Raw genomic sequence first — 15,837 nt, forward strand, 5'->3', positions numbered from 1 at the left:
TTTGACTTTTTTATGGTTTTCAACTACACGAGAACTATCGCCACGCATGTCTTTCAACTACTTTGTAGGAAATATCTATATTTTGAGCGTTGACTATGAGTTATAGAAATAAATCTTAAAATACTTGGAAGGAAAAAGGAACTGGCTCCAGATAATCAAGTTATTTGATGAATTTTATATATATATCTACTAAAATATCTAGAATACATTATTTACTAAAATCATAAATGATATTGTAAAGTTTTGTTTACATTTAATTCCTTTTATTGTATACTTTTGGCATCCTTGCTCAATAGTTAATTAGTGGGTTGAAGTTAAAAGGAGTGCCTGAATGATACAAAATCACTTGAGAGAGTATAGAAAATTAAACAATTATTCTCAGGAATATTTGGCCGACCAAGTAAATGTTTCTAGACAAACCATTATTTCTATTGAAAAAGGAAAATTTAATCCATCACTTTCTTTGAGCTTCAAATTCGCCAATATATTTGGAGTAGCCATTGAAGAGTTGTTTCAATATGAGGAGGACAATAATGAGTGATCAAGTAAACAAACAACATAATTATAGTTCGGCAATTGTATTCTTGTTAATAGGGATAGGAAGTTTCGTTATCAATGGTTTAGATTTTATTCTTTTCACTAGTATCATGTTTTTTATAGGTTTAACAGGTATAATTACTGAGTTTTTTTTCCGCGCCGAGGATCCAAAAGACGAACGTATGAAATCTATTGGTTATAAAAGTGGGTTTTTTGCGCATCGTGCAACAAATAGTTGTATTATTATTTTATCCTTGTTGACCGCTTTAGACTATATCACCAGTTTAACCTTTGTATTACTTACACTAATGGCAGTCAGTTCGTTATCTTTTATTGTTCCATTATCAATTAATGCGATTAAAAATTAAGGATCCCTAAAGCAAATCGATCGAAATATGTTGACCATACATCTTATAACTTATGTGGTTAACGTCTCTTACTTTTAGAATAGCTTTAAGTTTCTACTAAGTAATTTTTTTATTGATACTTGATATCCGTTATCTTCGAGCACTAATATTCCTATCTCACCACATCTTCTAAATATTCTAAATCTAAAGATTCGCCATTTTTTCTGATAAAGTATTATTTGTATAATAGAATAAACATAATATAGTTAGCATTAAATTTTTCAAAAAATGTAAATAGGTGCATATGAAATTGGAGATGGTAGAAATTGAAAGACAGAGTATTAAAAGCTTTAGCAATATTGTTACTTTTAGGAATTATATTTATTGTCATTTTAGTTCAGGGGCTTATTTATACTGGCAGTGTCAGCCTTCTAGGAATCAACTATGAAAGCTTGTGGGTGCTCATTACTTTTGTGGGATTATTGATAATTAGTGAAACGATTTTTTTCTTTTCCATATATCAAATACCAAAATCTCTATACAGTTTAGATCTAATACCTTCAAGTGTGAAGAATCTCCTAGATATTTGTATAATATATACAATCAGTTTCTTGTTTATTGTATTTTTAGATCAGGTCATGCACAGTATTTCAGTTCCTTTTTGGACAAAAGTATTGTTTCCTTTTGTTTCGCTATTCCTAAATTGTGTGCTGGTAGGTGATGACGCAGATGTTCCTGATGAATCAGAAAAATTAAATGATGAGATATTAAACAAAATTGAAAATTGTCTTTCTAGTAAATCTGTTTTTGAAACAGTTAAAATGATTAAAAAAGAATATCCAGAAATATCATTAGTAGTAATCAAAAAAACAGTCGATAAAGTGCATAAGGACATGGTTTGAAAAGTAAAGTCAACATGAAGTAATGAAAGAGCATAAAAATAAGTGATCCAATAATAAAAAATAAAATCATTCAAAGTCAATGGATATCGAAGAAAAAACAGTAAAATCGAGCAGGATATAAATAAATAATTAATTTATTTGCCACCCTTTTGCCCCCTTTACATACAGTTCCGTATACGGCAGTTCAATCATCTGAACAATCATAAATTTGATAAAAACTTTTGAACTTGAGCATCAAAAATACTTAAATCATCTTTTGACAATTCAATAGGTATCTTTTTAACAATAACAAAATCAAGTTGTTTATTAGATAGAAAAAATATATGCTTGTCTTCTTTTTCAACATGCGAAACGATTGTTTCAGGACGGATCTCTCGGGTAATACCAAGTTCTTTCGTGATAAGTAAATTTTCTTTGAAAATCGTTGTAACTAGAGAACTTTTTTCTAAATACTTATACTTTGTTCTTTTCAAAGGAGAAAATAAAAAATCTTGTACATAACCGTAAAAATAAAAGTATACAAAAGCTGAAGGGATAACTAAAAGTAAAGCTTGCAGATCAAAAAAGGGAAAGATAAGAAAAGCTAAACTAATTAGCGGGAAAGTAGTAGAAAGTATTAATTTTCTTCTTTTAAAGTTCGGAAGAACTTTTGCTGCTTCAAAACAAACATCTCTGAAATCATTCATATCTATTGAATAGGTAACTTTCATAATCTAGCCTCCTTTTCTGAGCTATAAACTGTAATCGAATAGCTATCTAGAGAATTTTTAAGCACACTACGGTATTTGGAGTCATTGCCTTGATCATGAGTACGCTTTTTTAAAATATAAAACTTTAAACTTGAAGTTGAATATAATATATATAAGTCACTAGTTTCTGTTACCATATCAATTGCTGTCCAAGGTATCGTATATTTGATTCTGGCTTTGTATATAAAGTTTGTCTCATTGAGAGTTAGATGAACTTGTTTCGGATAATTGTCTGACTCGTTTTGAAAGAATAAGAGAGCTTTAAGATAAAGTTTTATCAGAATTTCCAGAAAAAACACATATAGAAAAATAGAACTCACTATAAGTAATAGCCTTACAGGCGTAGAAAAAGGTATGATGATCAGAAAAAATAAAATGATTAACAAAAGAGGCACGGTTTTTAATTTGTTTTGAATGAAAAGTCTAGTATTGATAGCTAAAAAAGCTTTTTTATAGTCATCATAAGCAATTTCAAATTGTACAGGCATACATAACTCCTTTATGTTTTGAGTATATAGTTTTGAGACTTGAATAAAGTTACTGCCTTTGAAAAGAGAATCTAAAAATGAAGTATTAGTCTGTGCTAAGGTCAATTGAGAATAAAGCAATGGATAAATTTCAAGAAAAATTGGTTTTATATTTTATTCGTGTTATTTTCCAAACATTTTTTTAAAAGATAACTTAAATTGAGACTTTTTATTAAGTATTACCATAACATTAATATTTCACTTTTAAGTTACATCATATTTTATTGCAATACAATGATATATTGATTTGGAGAATATTGTTTAATTTAGAGAAGCACTGGAATTACTCTCCAGTTTCGTGAACGATTAGAAATTTATGGTAACAACTAATGGGTTTTTAGGATGTTTATTACTTTGAAACAGGTAATCGTTCTCTAATAACTGGTTGGCCAATACATAATCTCTTATGATCAGTTGGATCCCTGCATTCAACTGGAATCGTTCTGGTTTTTTGTTCGATCCCAATATACCTTCCATGTCTGGCGCACGAAAAATAATAAACTGGAACGATTGATTATTCGTTCCAGTTTATTATTCCCATTGAATATCTAGCTATTTTTCAAAATACAATACGTTATCTTCCGAATTACTAATTTGATCAACCTCGACTGTCATAGCAACTCTATGATCATTTTCTAATGGCATAGACATGATAAACTGCGCGCTGTCACCGGGATTAATATCATTATTGAAGTTATTAAAACCATTCGTATAAGCAGGATATTTTTCCAAGAAATCTTCAGGTAACTCGGCTTGAGATCCAGTGATTTCTGTCTCCTTTTGAGTAAAAATTAAAGACAATCCTATACTTACCGGCACTTTTGGCTGATCACTTATATTTTTATAATCAAACAATATGACAAGTGCAGGATCTCCATGAGCATCATTAATATAATCATAATCTAATAGTTTTACTTCTTCAAACTGAGTGTAATATGTTTTATTATTAAGATAAGGTCTTTTAACTTTTCCTCAAATTCTTCAATCGCTTCATCAGATATTGTTGAATTATTTTTAGTTGAGGTTTCATCTAAATTGTTTGAACTATCTGGCTGAGTATTAGTACAACCTGCGAGTATTATTAAACTAAGCATCCCGCACATTAATAACTTCTTTTTTTCTGGCATTGTCGATCATCTCCTTTACGAAATTAATACTTATATACTTTAATTGAATGTGAAAATTAATTCATAGAGTAATATTCTCGTTATATCTGCATAATTTAAATAGTTTATTACTTATTCGAAATAGCATTTAAAAGTCGGAATGAATACGTTCTCAACTTCTTTTGATTTGATAAATATAGTATACCATAAAGAAAACAAATCAATGATAATTGTCATATTCTACAATTTTCTTACAGGAGGACTGTTCAATGGAAACTGCTGATAATATAGGTGCTACCTTTCGGGTTCTCCGAAAAGAACGTGGGTTTACATTAAAGGAAATGTCTGAGGGCATTATTTCTTATTCTTACCTTAGCAAATTCGAAAAGGGAGAGACTCAGATTTCGTTACAAAACTTTATTCAGCTCGCCCGACGATTAAATATGACTGTGGACGAAATTTTATACTTCAGTAAGTCGAAAATGATCAATAATGTTGCGTTCTTCCAAAAAGTGTCCATGGCTCATTCCAAAAGAGATCTGCCGGTATTGAAGAACTACTTGCATGATGAACAACGGTTATTTGAAGAAACGAATATAGATTATCACAAATATAACGCCATTATGCTTGCTGTGACAATAAGAGATATTGATGAAAATTTTTCAATTGAGGAATATGATCCTAACGTCCTAGTAGATTATCTTTTAAGCTGCTACTTCTGGTCAACCTATGAAATCAGTCTTTTTGGTAACGTCTTACCTATTTTTAAAAAGGATCTCCTGATCGTTCTCTTAAAAGAGACTGAAAAACGTATAACTGAGTACAGAGTATTGAAGAGAAATTATCGTGAATTGATCCGATCGATAGAAAACGCCTGTATAATTTTCCTGAGAAGAAAAGAAGTCGATCAGGCTGAATATTTATCGGAGTTCTTAGAAACCATTACCGAACGCTCTTATTATTTTGAAAAAATTCGTAAACTGTTTATTGACAGTGTGATTAAACTCGCTCAAGAAGACTTTGAGGAAGGAGAGCGTGAAGCAAGACAAGTGATTGCAACAATGGCAGTATTTGATGAAGCATTCGCAAAAAATCATGCATTGGAATTAGAAACGTTCTTAGAAATATACAAACATTGAATCCAACTGACAAATGTGTAACCCCAATGCTGCCTTTCATAATTACTTTTGTAGCTCTCGGGTAACCTTGGAACTGAAGAAAAGTAGCTTATATAATTTGAACAAATTACTGAAAAGAGTCCCCCTCTTCTAAGTGAAACGTAAGTGGGAGATGAATTTCGAGAATTTCTTAAACGTGTTAAAATAGATAAAGGTTACTGATGCTCATTTCTTTTTCACTTAACAATTGCTCAGTATATAATTTGTTCCTCAACATTTTTAAGGTAATAGAATCACTTTGAAAAAGGACTCAGACACACATTGGTAATTAAATCATCTTTGATTCAGACTCAATAAATGAGGTGGAAACTTTGACAAATCGGGAACTGGAAATTTTAAATATTTTAAAAGAAGACCCTATGATTTCACAGGATGAACTGGCGGCTATGCTGGGCATTTCTCGTTCTGGGGTTGCGACGCATATCCATAATTTAATGAAAAAAGGGTACATTAAAGGTAAGGGTTACGTTTTAAGTGAAAGGAATTTTGTCACTGTCGTCGGGGGGATCAATATAGATATTATAGGTATCCCTGATGGTGAATTGATCGACAACAACTCAAATCCCGGGAAAATCCATTTCACAATTGGCGGTGCCGCCAGAAATATCGCTTTATCTCTAAAACAATTAAGTATCCCTAGCTATCTGATTTCCGTATATGGCGACGATATGAATGGTGAAAAGTTTGTTAATGACAGCAACAAAAAAGACTTGGATATTCAGTACTGCGAGAGAATAAACGGTCAGCGTACATCCTCTTTCCTTTATATCGACGACGTCAGTAGAACTAAGACAATGGGCATTGACGACATGGGTATCTTTGATAATATGACCCCGGACTTTATGACTAGATATATTAAATTGATCAACCAGTCTGAGTATTGTATAGCGGATACTAATTTACCTTCTGAAAGTCTTGAGTATCTCTATAAAAATGTCACAGCTCCTATTATCATCAAAACTACTTCCATTAATAAAAACAGTCGCTTGATCAGTCCCTACCAGAACATACACACACTGATCACTTCATCATTGGAATTGAAAGAATTATTAGCATCCTACGGTGAGCCTTACTCTGGTTTAGAACAAGCTGCCCGTTTCATTCTGGGTAAAAATGTTTCGAATATTATTGTATTCTCTATAAAAGAAGGACTGCTCTTTATCAACACGTCCACTAAGTTCCGTTTAAACGCGATTCCATGTGAGGTTGTCAACACCAGTGGAACAAGTGCTGTATTTATAAGCACGGTCGTCTGGGGACTTCATAACAATCTAGATTGGGATCAGATACTTAAGTTTGCTTATAGTGCCGCTGTCCTTTCCGTCAAGAGCAGAGAACCGGTGAGTCCACTCCTGTCGACTACAGAATTAATGGCAGAGGAAAAAAGACTTTTCAAGAAGTAATTTACTCGCTTTTTAGTATGACCGGTCAAGAAACGTTTTCGTTGTTATAATTACTATTAATAATTAAGGCACTTCAATTAGGTAGACTCTTTCAACTCCTTTTCTTGAATGTCTTTAGGTGTCATTTACTAGAAATTGGGATATCTCCTGATTTCTAGTTTTTTTATATGTCTTCCATTCTAATGGGAGATTTTAGTTTAAGCAGCCTTTTTTCACTAAGCAATTGTTTAAAAAATGGTTTTACAGACCGTTTCAAGAGTAAAAACAAGACCGATATAAACATAAGTTTAGTTTAAAGAATATAGTTGATAAAAACGCTATCAGTAGATATAATAGACATATCAAACCTAAGGGGCTGGTTTAATTGTCAGAAGATTATGTCGTTGTCGTGGGTGGGTTAAACATAGACATCGCAGGTTTATCCGGACCTCTGTACAGAGAAAAAGATTCGAATATCGGAGAGGTTTCACTAGATGTTGGTGGAGTCGGACAAAATATTTCTCATAATTTAACTAAATTAAAAGTGCCTACACATTTGATAAGCGTCTACGGTGACGACCATTTTGGAGAAATCGCGAAAGATAAATGCAAGCAAAACGGTATAAAACTCAACTATTCGGAGCAGATCAAAGATTCACACCACTCTATTTACCTCTATGTCAACGATAATGAGGGTGATCTCGTTACTGCCATAAATGACATGGCGATCATCGAGAACATCACACCTGAATTTCTTGAAAAACGACTGGATTTTTTGAACAAGGCTAAAATAGTCGTGATCGACTGCAATATTCCACAGGCATCGATCGAGTGGCTCGCTGATCATCTGACCGTTCCTATCTTTATTGACCCGGTTTCCGTTGCAAAGGTTTCCCGGATAGAAAATATTTTAGACAAAATAGACACGTTAAAACCCAACGAGCACGAAACAGAACTGCTGACCGGTATTAAAGTATCAAATGAACCTTCCGCACGTGAAGCAGCTAAAGCGCTAAATAAAATGGGCGTAAAAAATGTTTTTATATCTTTAGGCGCTAACGGTATCTTGTGTTCCAGAAACCAGGATGTCCATATCATTCGTCCATATACTAAAAACATTATCAGCACTAATGGGACGGGCGACTGTACTATGGCCACGATCGTATGGGCACGGTTCAGTTACGGCGATGCCCTGCCACTGGAAGAAGTGGGGGCGCTCACTCAGGCTGCTGCAAGCATCACCATAGAATCACGTTCCGCAGTATCCCCTGATCTAAGTGTGAGAAACGTCGTGCATAGAGCCCGGGAAAATTTTTAAGTTGAAAAGTATTTAAAATATAAAAAAAACTAATATTGAGGAGACTTACAAATGGTTAAAACACAGATTTATTCTATTGTAAATTATAACGAAGCAGTTCAGGTAATGGATGCTGGAGCAGATCACATCGGTCTTGTGCCTATGCAGACAGGTGGAATACCGGCCCACCGTGTCCCTTATGACGTTGTCGATAAAATCTACGCAGAAGCAAAGCGTCGCGGCGTCAAAACAATCTCCATCATGCTGAACAAAGATGTTGAAGAAATGTTCTTTATCATTAAAAGATTGAATCCTGATATCGTTCATATTGCCGGAATGGACTACACTGCAGACCTGGCCTTTGCAGACCGTTTGCGAAAAGAGTGCCCGGGTACTGAACTTATGCAGGCTGTCCTCGTCGATGGTCCCGGCGCTTTAGACAGAGCCAAAGAATATGAAAAATACTGTGACTACCTTTTAACTGACACAGGGCTGGCAGTGGACACAGGAATTGGTGCCAGCGGAAAAACTCACGACTGGAATATTGACCGTGAAATCGTAGAAACAGTCAGCATCCCAGTCATTATAGCTGGAGGACTTGGACCGGATAATGTTGAAGAATGTATTGAAAAAATCAGACCTTATGGTGTTGATTCTCTTTCAAAAACCTCTATGAAATTCAGGGATGGCGTTATTGAGAAAGATATACCGAAAGTAAAAGAGTTTTGTGAAAAGGCTCATGCGATTTCCGAAAAGTTGAATTTAAGCTAAAGGAGCGAAAACTGTGGATTTTAAACTAGAACAGAATGTTAAAGTAACCGTCACACATGATATCAGTAATCACTTAGTGGATCTATTAAAGCTGACTAACTACTCAAAACCGATGATTGTCGTCGATAGCTTCTTGCTGGGTTCTGCTATTATCCAGGACTTTTTCAAAAATATGGATGAGAAAGGATTCTCTTATTACATTTACGATAAAATTGTGCCTGATCCTCCTATTGCATTGATTGATGAAGGTGCAGAATTGTTTGCACAAAACAACTGTGACGCCATCATCGCTATTGGCGGAGGCAGTGTCATTGATGCGGCGAGAGGTATCAATATCGTTCGTTTATTTGGCGGAAACATCAAAGATTATGTACACGACAAGGACGTCCCTTCGCTTTGCCCAGGCCTGATTTCAGTCCCAACGACCTCAGGTACAGGTAGTGAATTATCTAATGCTTTAGTTGTGACCGATACAAAGTCACAGGAAAAACTCGCTGTATTAGCAGACAATGCAGTCAGTGAGTATGCTGTACTGGATCCTAATCTCGTGACGACGGTTCCTAAGAACATGACGATCATCACGGGTCTTGATGTATTTTCTCATGCAGCCGAAGCTTATACGTCCAAGCTCTCCAGTCCTGTCGTTGATGCGATTTGTGAAAAAATCATGTTCCTTGTCGTTAAATATTTACCCACTGCTGTCAATCATCCAGAAGACCTGGAAGCAAGAGAACGTATGATGGTCGCTGCGGCTTTAGGTGGCTGGGTCCTTAATAACGGCGGGACACATCTAGGGCATTCACTGGCACACGTTGTGGGAGCTAAAATGGGAATCCCTCATGGTATGGCAGCAGCCTACGCCTTACCCGCTACGCTCTCATTGACTGCTGAAGTGGAGCCGAAAAAAGTGAGAGAAATTGGAAATATCCTGAATGTCACTTTCCCAGAAAATGCAACGCATTCTGAGGTCGGTGACCATACGGCTGAAGGATATAAACACTTCCGAGATGAGGTATTGGGTCTGCCTGCTTTAAAACAGCAGGAAATCACACGTGAACAGCTGCTGGCTCTGAAAGAGAATGTTCTGTACGAACGTTTTTCTGCAAATAGTCCTTTTGATGTCACACCAGAAGCTGTTTCCTTTGCCTTGAACCAGTTTGGTTAAGCAGACAGTAGTACACTTGAAATAGATTTGAACTTATGCAAAATAAGACACTCCCACTTTTGGACCGATCGTCTAAGGGTGGGAGTGTGTTATTTTTTATAAAGATTTTTCTTTGGTCGCTACTTTTTTCGATACACTATCTTTTTGAGATATTATCGATACCAACTGCGATAAGAAGGACGAGACCTTTTACTACAGTCTGGAAATAATTTCCCACACCTAAAAGAATCATACCGTTGGACAGCACAGCAATAATGAGTAAACCGATGACGACCCCCTGGAGTCTACCTTCCCCTCCATTTACACTGATCCCACCTAATACGACAGCCGTGACAACGTCAAACTCCAGACCCTCTCCGAGATTTGGCAAGGCACTGTTCACTCTTGAGAGCATAACAACTGAAGCCAATGATGACAATAGACCAGAAGTAATATACGCGATATATTTCACTTTTTTAACATCTACACCAGAAAGGACTGAGGCTTTCTCATTGGCACCTATCCCATAAAGATACCTGCCATATCGTGTATTATTTAGTACAAAAAAACCAAAAGCAAAGACAGCCACAAGAATGATTATCGGTACAGGGATTCCAAGTAGATAGCCTTGACCTATAAAAGAAAAGCTGTCAGGAAAGCCAAAGATCCCTTTCCCACCTGTTATGATATAAGTGAGTCCACTGTAAATGGTCAATGTACCAAGAGTAGATATGAGTGGTGAAATTTTTATTTCATTTATTAAGAACCCATTGAACAGGCCAAGGAGCATTCCCACAATGAGTGTGATGCCTATAGCGAGGAACATATTGACACCCCAGACCATCAGCTGTGCCAGGATAACGGCACAAAGTCCCAGCATCGAACCTACGGAAAGATCGATTCCCCCTGTCAATATAACCATCGTCATACTCACCGTAATAATACCGACGACTGCGACCTGCCGCAAAAGTGTTGTCAGATTGGACAGTGTGAAAAAATAGGGACTGCTGAATGACAGTACAATAAATAAACCAATCAAAAATATCAATATGCCGTATGTGAAAATACCCGTTCTCTTCATCTTATTCATCTTTATTCTCCTATAGTAAGCGCGCTGAATCTTTAAATAGTGTATCTGCAGTGAGTGCCTCGGATTTATATTCTGAAGCTATCTCACCGTTACTCATTACCAAGACCCTGTCTGTTATATTCATTATTTCTTCATTTTCTGAAGATACTAGGATGATCGACTTGCCTTCTTTAGCTAACTTTCTTAGTATGCCATATATTTCTTCCTTGGAACCGACATCTATGCCTTGCGTCGGTTCATCAAATATGAGTATCGAGGCATTTGTAAGCAGCCATTTTGCAATAACAACCTTTTGCTGATTTCCCCCGCTCAAATTCAAAACTTTTTCATCTAAAGAAGCGTATTTAACGTTCAATCTTTCCAGTATTTCCTCTACCACTTGTTTTTCTTCATCTTTGTCTATGGTGCCATTTGTCGTGACCTTTTTTAAAGAAGCATACGTGACATTTTCCAGTACAGATAAATCAAGCATGAGCCCCAGGGTTTTTCTGTCTTCTGTTATAAAAGCCATATGTTCATCTACAGCATCTTTCGGGCTATTGATTTTCTTTAATTCGCCGTTCACAAAGATTTCTCCAGAAGTTATTTTATCTCTGCCAAATATCGCTTCGGCAAGTTCTGTTCTTCCTGATCCCATTAAACCTGCGATCCCAAGAATTTCTCCTTTGAGTAAATGGAAAGATATGTTTTTTACTTGATCGGTACTGACGTTTCTAAGTTCAAGCACCTTTTCGTTCTTAACTGTTTTTTCTTTATTTCGCGTGCTTCGTGAAAGATTTCTGCCAACCATACTCTTTATTAAGTGTTCTTCATCAAATGCATAGGAAGGTCTGGTATCCACTACTTCCCCATCTCTCAAAACGGTGATCGTGTCTGACAGCTGCAAAACCTCATCCAGTCTGTGGGAGATATAGATGATACTGATGCCTCTTTTTTTAAGGTTTCTTATGATACCAAAGAGGTTTTCTGTTTCTATATCTGTCAGAGATGTTGTCGGTTCATCCAGTATCAACACGTCAACGTCTTTGATAAGTGCTTTGGCAATTTCCACCAATTGCTGATTCCCAACCCCCAACTCTCGTGCCTTCGTTTTGGGTGAGACTTTGAGACCGACTTGTTTGAGTAATTCAGACGTTTTTTCTCTCATGTACTTTTTATCCAGTGCGATTCCTTTCGTCATCTCATGACCATAAAAGATATTATCGTATACTGAAAGTGTCGGGATCATGTTTAATTCCTGATAAACCGGGATTATTTTCCTGTCTAAACTTTTTATAGGACTGTTATTTTTAAGCTCTTCCCCTTTATAAAAAATCTTGCCGGAGGTTTTGTCTATAGCACCCGTCAGCAACTTGATGAGCGTTGACTTGCCGGCTCCATTTTCTCCTACCAAAGCATGTATTTTCCCTTTTTCAAAGGAGATAGTGACATCGTTTAGTGCGGTTACGCCGGGGTACTCTTTGGTAATGTTTTCCAATGTCAGAATGTAGTCGTTCATTTGATCCTCCAAGCTACAAATTGACCTCCGTTTAAATGGAGGTCAGTTTGTTATTATTCATCTAAAAATTCATCGACATTTTCTTCTGTCACTTTTGTAACCGGGAATTCGATCAGTTCTTCGATCGGCCCTTCTTCCAGCACACGATCAGCAGTGTCTATAATGACCTTTCCACTTTCAAAAGGCGCTATATCTATCGTTCCTCTGTAAATGCCGCCTTCTTTTATCTTTAGTAAGGCTTCTTCTATCGCATCAAATCCGACTAAAACGACATCTTCTCCATCTTTTCCGGCCGCTTTCATTGCCTGGTAAGCACCAAGAACCGCATCATCATTTATTCCAAGCACGACATTCAAATCCGGATGAGACTGCAGCAATGTTTCTATCGCAGTTAATCCGCCTTCGCGGGTACTGGCATCAGGTTCCGCTACGATTTCCGTATCGGGAGCGAGAGAGAGCAGACCATCTTTTTGTCCCTCTGTTCGCTCAAGCGCTGCGGGTATGGTGGATAATTGAAGAATAGCTGCTTTGGCTTCGCCATTTAAATTATCTCTAATGTATTCACCAGCTATTTCACCCGCTTGGAAGCCATTGTCATATTCTATAGAACCAATGAAAGCATCCGGATCTTCTACGGGCGCGTTTGCAGCTATGACGCTGATCCCCGCCTCTTTAGCTTGTTGGACCATAGGATTCAATGCCTCTGAATCATTCGCACTAAGTATAATGGCATCGACTTGCTGGGTGATCAGGTCTTCCATCGCTCTTATCTGAGGTTCGACTTCATTTTCTCCGTCGTGAACACTGAGTTCTATGTTCAACTCTTCTGCTTTTTCTTCCATACCTTCGATCAATTTTACAAAATAGGGATTCCCGAGATCCATCGTGATATATCCCATTCTGAGCTCCTCGCTTGCCCCTTCTGAAGAACCATTGTCTCCCTCCTGCGTACACGCAATAAGGCCGAGCGAAGCTAAAAGCATCATTATAAATAGAGTTGTCTTTTTCATGTTAAATTTCCCTTTCCTTGAGTATAACTTTTTATTACACCATATATCCTATCGTTAAATTCACCTATTTCATTATTATACTATAATTGACTCGTATTTTACTAATGAAAGCTTGGATCACTGCTTTTCGAAATGAGTGCCAGGGTAAATCGCCTCTCTAAAATTTATAGGAAGGACTTTTTTAACTGTTATGAATCGTCTTATCGATTCGAGCGTCAGGGATAAACCAGCCGATCGCGACTATAAAGTAGGTTATATAAGAAACAACCGGAAGCCAGAACGCAAAAATAATGCCTGTTGCATACACCAAAAGAGATGCCTTCCCTTTCCAGTCATAGCCTATTTCTTTTGCCAGATCGGAAGTTTTTCCTTCACACTGAACAACGCTTTTCTGTAAAAATAAATACGACACGGCGCACAGCAAAAGGATGACGCCATAAAATACAGTCGGAACAGTTTCCAGAGGATTCATCCCAACCCATGCTGTCGAAAAAGGAATCAAAGACATCCAGAACAGCCAGTGCATATTACTCCAAAGGACTTTTCCATTCAAACGATTTAGTTTATACAATAAATGTTGGTGATTGTTCCAATAGATCGCAACGTAAATAAAACTTAAAAGATAACTGACCAGCGTAGGAATCAATATTCTGAATGCTTCTCTATCAATAGTTTCTGGTGGCTCCAATTCCAATACCATGATCGTTATAATGATCGCCAGCACCCCATCACTAAAGGCTTCCATACGACTTGTTTTCATTCACTGTTCCTCCTTGCCTATGTCAAGGTGCCTCCATTTATACTTTGTTCTAATCCGTATGTAAAGTATAACAAACGAGTCTTTACTTTTGTAAGGCGTTTGCTCCTTGAAGCTAAAATGTTCGAACGTTGTTTTTTTATTAAATTGGAAGCGTGTCTTTATTGTTCCCTATTTTTTTTGTTCTGTGCATAAAAAAACGCCTTTCTTTTGGTTAAAGCAATTAATCCTAAAGAATGACGTTTTTCTGGAATTAGATTGTACAAAGTAAAGAACATCTCTTAGTCAGATTTATTTTATTCATAGTTTCCACACTCTTTCTACACTCAAATAGAATGATGATCCTCGATTTGGTGCTACTTTTTTTAGCTCATGCTAAAAAGAACCACTGACTACAACTCGTGTTGATTATTTTGAATCCTTTAATTTAAATTTTTCAGTGTTTTTTAAATAATAAACAGCATACCAAAGATAGAAAGGAACTGCATATTTCCCAAATACAAACCATCTTCTAGTCGAAAAATCTTTTTTCTCATAACCAGCTATTTCCCAGGCTGATCCAGTAAATAATATATTTAGTGCTAAATATACTATTAGAAGAACTCTAATTACAATATTTATCTCCAATCCATAAATAAACACTGAAAACATGGCAATCAAAAAGATACTAAAGAACCAGAAAACACCTGTAAGTATTTTACTAGAAGTGTTCTTTGGTGGTTCAATACTTTGCCAAATAATAAATTTAGTAAGCATTTTTTGCAATTTTAAAACATCCTCTTTATTTATAACCTGATACAGACAATGAGACTACCGCAAAACAAAATGAACAAACTTAGAGTGCTGAAGCTGCTGTGCCCAATAATACCTTGCGCTTTTCTTGTTAGTTTCCATATTAGTTAAAGATAATTTTCACTTCGTTTACTATCTGTTCTCTAAGGTGCAAAGCCATAATATAAAAGACTAAACACGAGTTGTCCAAGTATTAAAACGCCAATCAATGCACCGATATAAAAAATGATTACTAGACTCTTCAACAAAAGATAGTGATCTTGTTGTAAAAATTTTTTAACACCATACCAGGCAAAAAGTAGTAGTAGCGGAACAATCAATACAAAGTATGAATTATCAACAAAGCGACCGAATTTTTCAAACGTTTGAAAACTAATTTCAGTAGATGTCATCAAAAAGACAACTTTTTCTAACCAAAGGTAGAGAAACGATAAATTCAATACAGTTAATAGAGTAGTCACTCCATATTTTACATAGTTCTTCTCGTTTTTTACCAGTATATAAGTGATACCAATATATGATAGTGCTAAAATCATAGGATAAAATGGTTGGTGGATAAACAAAAGTCAGCACTCCCTTTTTCATATTTAATTAACTTCAAACGATTGTTGCAAGAAAGCCATTTAACCATTCCTCATTCGTTTTTTTAAGTATATATGAAAAATGACGAGATTGCTCAATTTTTATCAATAAAATTTATAAAATAAAGAGACAACGACCACTATTTAAAGTGATAGCTGCCTCTAACTC

General features: G+C 36.0%; 19 protein-coding genes. 8 read left to right on the forward strand and 11 right to left on the reverse strand.

From position 1 onward, the window contains the following. Positions 1-334 precede the first annotated feature (334 nt). From AKA01nite_RS01830 to AKA01nite_RS01840, 3 genes are all read left to right on the forward strand, one after another. Positions 335-541, forward strand: a complete 207-nt coding sequence (locus AKA01nite_RS01830; protein WP_146923429.1) for a helix-turn-helix transcriptional regulator — start codon at positions 335-337, stop codon at positions 539-541. Then, positions 534-905: a hypothetical protein gene (locus tag AKA01nite_RS01835; RefSeq protein ID WP_146923232.1), complete on the forward strand. Its 372-nt coding sequence runs from the start codon at positions 534-536 to the stop codon at positions 903-905. The genes AKA01nite_RS01830 and AKA01nite_RS01835 overlap by 8 nt, the downstream gene beginning before the upstream one ends. A gap of 305 nt (positions 906-1,210) precedes the next feature. Then, the gene (locus AKA01nite_RS01840) at positions 1,211-1,786 is read left to right on the forward strand and encodes a YrvL family regulatory protein (RefSeq protein WP_146923234.1); all 576 of its coding nucleotides are present in this window, start codon (positions 1,211-1,213) and stop codon (positions 1,784-1,786) included. Between the two features lie 200 nt (positions 1,787-1,986). Here AKA01nite_RS01840 and AKA01nite_RS01845 read toward each other — a convergent pair whose 3' ends face one another. The 5 genes from AKA01nite_RS01845 to AKA01nite_RS01860 all read right to left on the reverse strand — a co-directional run bounded on the left by AKA01nite_RS01845 (position 1,987) and on the right by AKA01nite_RS01860 (position 4,189). Continuing rightward, on the reverse strand, positions 1,987-2,496 hold the full coding sequence (locus AKA01nite_RS01845) for a hypothetical protein (RefSeq protein WP_146923236.1): 510 nt from the start codon (positions 2,494-2,496) through the stop codon (positions 1,987-1,989). Further along, complete coding sequence (locus AKA01nite_RS01850; RefSeq protein WP_146923238.1) at positions 2,493-3,023, reverse strand: YcxB family protein; 531 nt, start codon at positions 3,021-3,023, stop codon at positions 2,493-2,495. Before AKA01nite_RS01850 ends, AKA01nite_RS01845 begins: the two co-directional genes overlap by 4 nt. A gap of 345 nt (positions 3,024-3,368) precedes the next feature. Further along, a complete protein-coding gene (locus AKA01nite_RS09280; protein WP_186805056.1) occupies positions 3,369-3,527 on the reverse strand; it encodes a hypothetical protein in 159 nt (52 codons plus the stop codon). Between the two features lie 87 nt (positions 3,528-3,614). Then, positions 3,615-3,953: a DUF5067 domain-containing protein gene (locus tag AKA01nite_RS01855; RefSeq protein ID WP_146923240.1), complete on the reverse strand. Its 339-nt coding sequence runs from the start codon at positions 3,951-3,953 to the stop codon at positions 3,615-3,617. 20 nt (positions 3,954-3,973) lie between these two features. Further along, positions 3,974-4,189 (reverse strand): hypothetical protein, encoded by a 216-nt coding sequence (locus AKA01nite_RS01860; protein WP_146923242.1) that lies wholly within the window; start codon positions 4,187-4,189, stop codon positions 3,974-3,976. Positions 4,190-4,437: 248 nt separating this feature from the next. On the opposite strand from AKA01nite_RS01860, the gene AKA01nite_RS01865 reads away from it, so the two are divergent. From AKA01nite_RS01865 to AKA01nite_RS01885, 5 genes are all read left to right on the forward strand, one after another. After that, positions 4,438-5,307 carry a helix-turn-helix domain-containing protein gene (locus AKA01nite_RS01865; protein WP_146923244.1) on the forward strand — a complete coding sequence of 290 codons (870 nt, stop codon included), beginning with the start codon at positions 4,438-4,440 and terminating at the stop codon, positions 5,305-5,307. Between the two features lie 350 nt (positions 5,308-5,657). Further along, a complete protein-coding gene (locus AKA01nite_RS01870; RefSeq protein ID WP_146923247.1) occupies positions 5,658-6,749 on the forward strand; it encodes a PfkB family carbohydrate kinase in 1,092 nt (363 codons plus the stop codon). Positions 6,750-7,113: 364 nt separating this feature from the next. Beyond that, a complete protein-coding gene (locus AKA01nite_RS01875) occupies positions 7,114-8,046 on the forward strand; it encodes a carbohydrate kinase family protein (protein ID WP_146923249.1) in 933 nt (310 codons plus the stop codon). A 51-nt stretch (positions 8,047-8,097) separates the two neighbouring features. Then, positions 8,098-8,796 (forward strand): phosphoribosylanthranilate isomerase, encoded by a 699-nt coding sequence (locus AKA01nite_RS01880; RefSeq protein WP_146923251.1) that lies wholly within the window; start codon positions 8,098-8,100, stop codon positions 8,794-8,796. Positions 8,797-8,809: 13 nt separating this feature from the next. Then, positions 8,810-9,961: an iron-containing alcohol dehydrogenase gene (locus AKA01nite_RS01885; protein WP_146923253.1), complete on the forward strand. Its 1,152-nt coding sequence runs from the start codon at positions 8,810-8,812 to the stop codon at positions 9,959-9,961. Positions 9,962-10,097: 136 nt separating this feature from the next. On the opposite strand, the gene AKA01nite_RS01890 is transcribed toward AKA01nite_RS01885, so the two are convergent. The 6 genes from AKA01nite_RS01890 to AKA01nite_RS01915 all read right to left on the reverse strand — a co-directional run bounded on the left by AKA01nite_RS01890 (position 10,098) and on the right by AKA01nite_RS01915 (position 15,650). Continuing rightward, on the reverse strand, positions 10,098-11,030 hold the full coding sequence (locus AKA01nite_RS01890; RefSeq protein WP_222592460.1) for an ABC transporter permease: 933 nt from the start codon (positions 11,028-11,030) through the stop codon (positions 10,098-10,100). 10 nt (positions 11,031-11,040) lie between these two features. Next, positions 11,041-12,528, reverse strand: coding sequence for a sugar ABC transporter ATP-binding protein (locus AKA01nite_RS01895; RefSeq protein ID WP_146923255.1), 1,488 nt, complete (start codon positions 12,526-12,528; stop codon positions 11,041-11,043). A gap of 53 nt (positions 12,529-12,581) precedes the next feature. Then, the gene (locus tag AKA01nite_RS01900; protein ID WP_146923257.1) at positions 12,582-13,538 is read right to left on the reverse strand and encodes a sugar ABC transporter substrate-binding protein; all 957 of its coding nucleotides are present in this window, start codon (positions 13,536-13,538) and stop codon (positions 12,582-12,584) included. Positions 13,539-13,719: 181 nt separating this feature from the next. Further along, complete coding sequence (locus tag AKA01nite_RS01905; protein ID WP_146923259.1) at positions 13,720-14,298, reverse strand: TMEM175 family protein; 579 nt, start codon at positions 14,296-14,298, stop codon at positions 13,720-13,722. Positions 14,299-14,703: 405 nt separating this feature from the next. Next, positions 14,704-15,060, reverse strand: coding sequence for a hypothetical protein (locus tag AKA01nite_RS01910; protein ID WP_146923261.1), 357 nt, complete (start codon positions 15,058-15,060; stop codon positions 14,704-14,706). Positions 15,061-15,230: 170 nt separating this feature from the next. After that, a complete protein-coding gene (locus AKA01nite_RS01915; RefSeq protein ID WP_146923263.1) occupies positions 15,231-15,650 on the reverse strand; it encodes a hypothetical protein in 420 nt (139 codons plus the stop codon). Between the last annotated feature and the right edge of the window lie 187 nt (positions 15,651-15,837).

Origin of the sequence: Alkalibacterium kapii, assembly GCF_007988865.1 — a bacterium.
Taxonomy (GTDB): domain Bacteria; phylum Bacillota; class Bacilli; order Lactobacillales; family Carnobacteriaceae_A; genus Alkalibacterium; species Alkalibacterium kapii.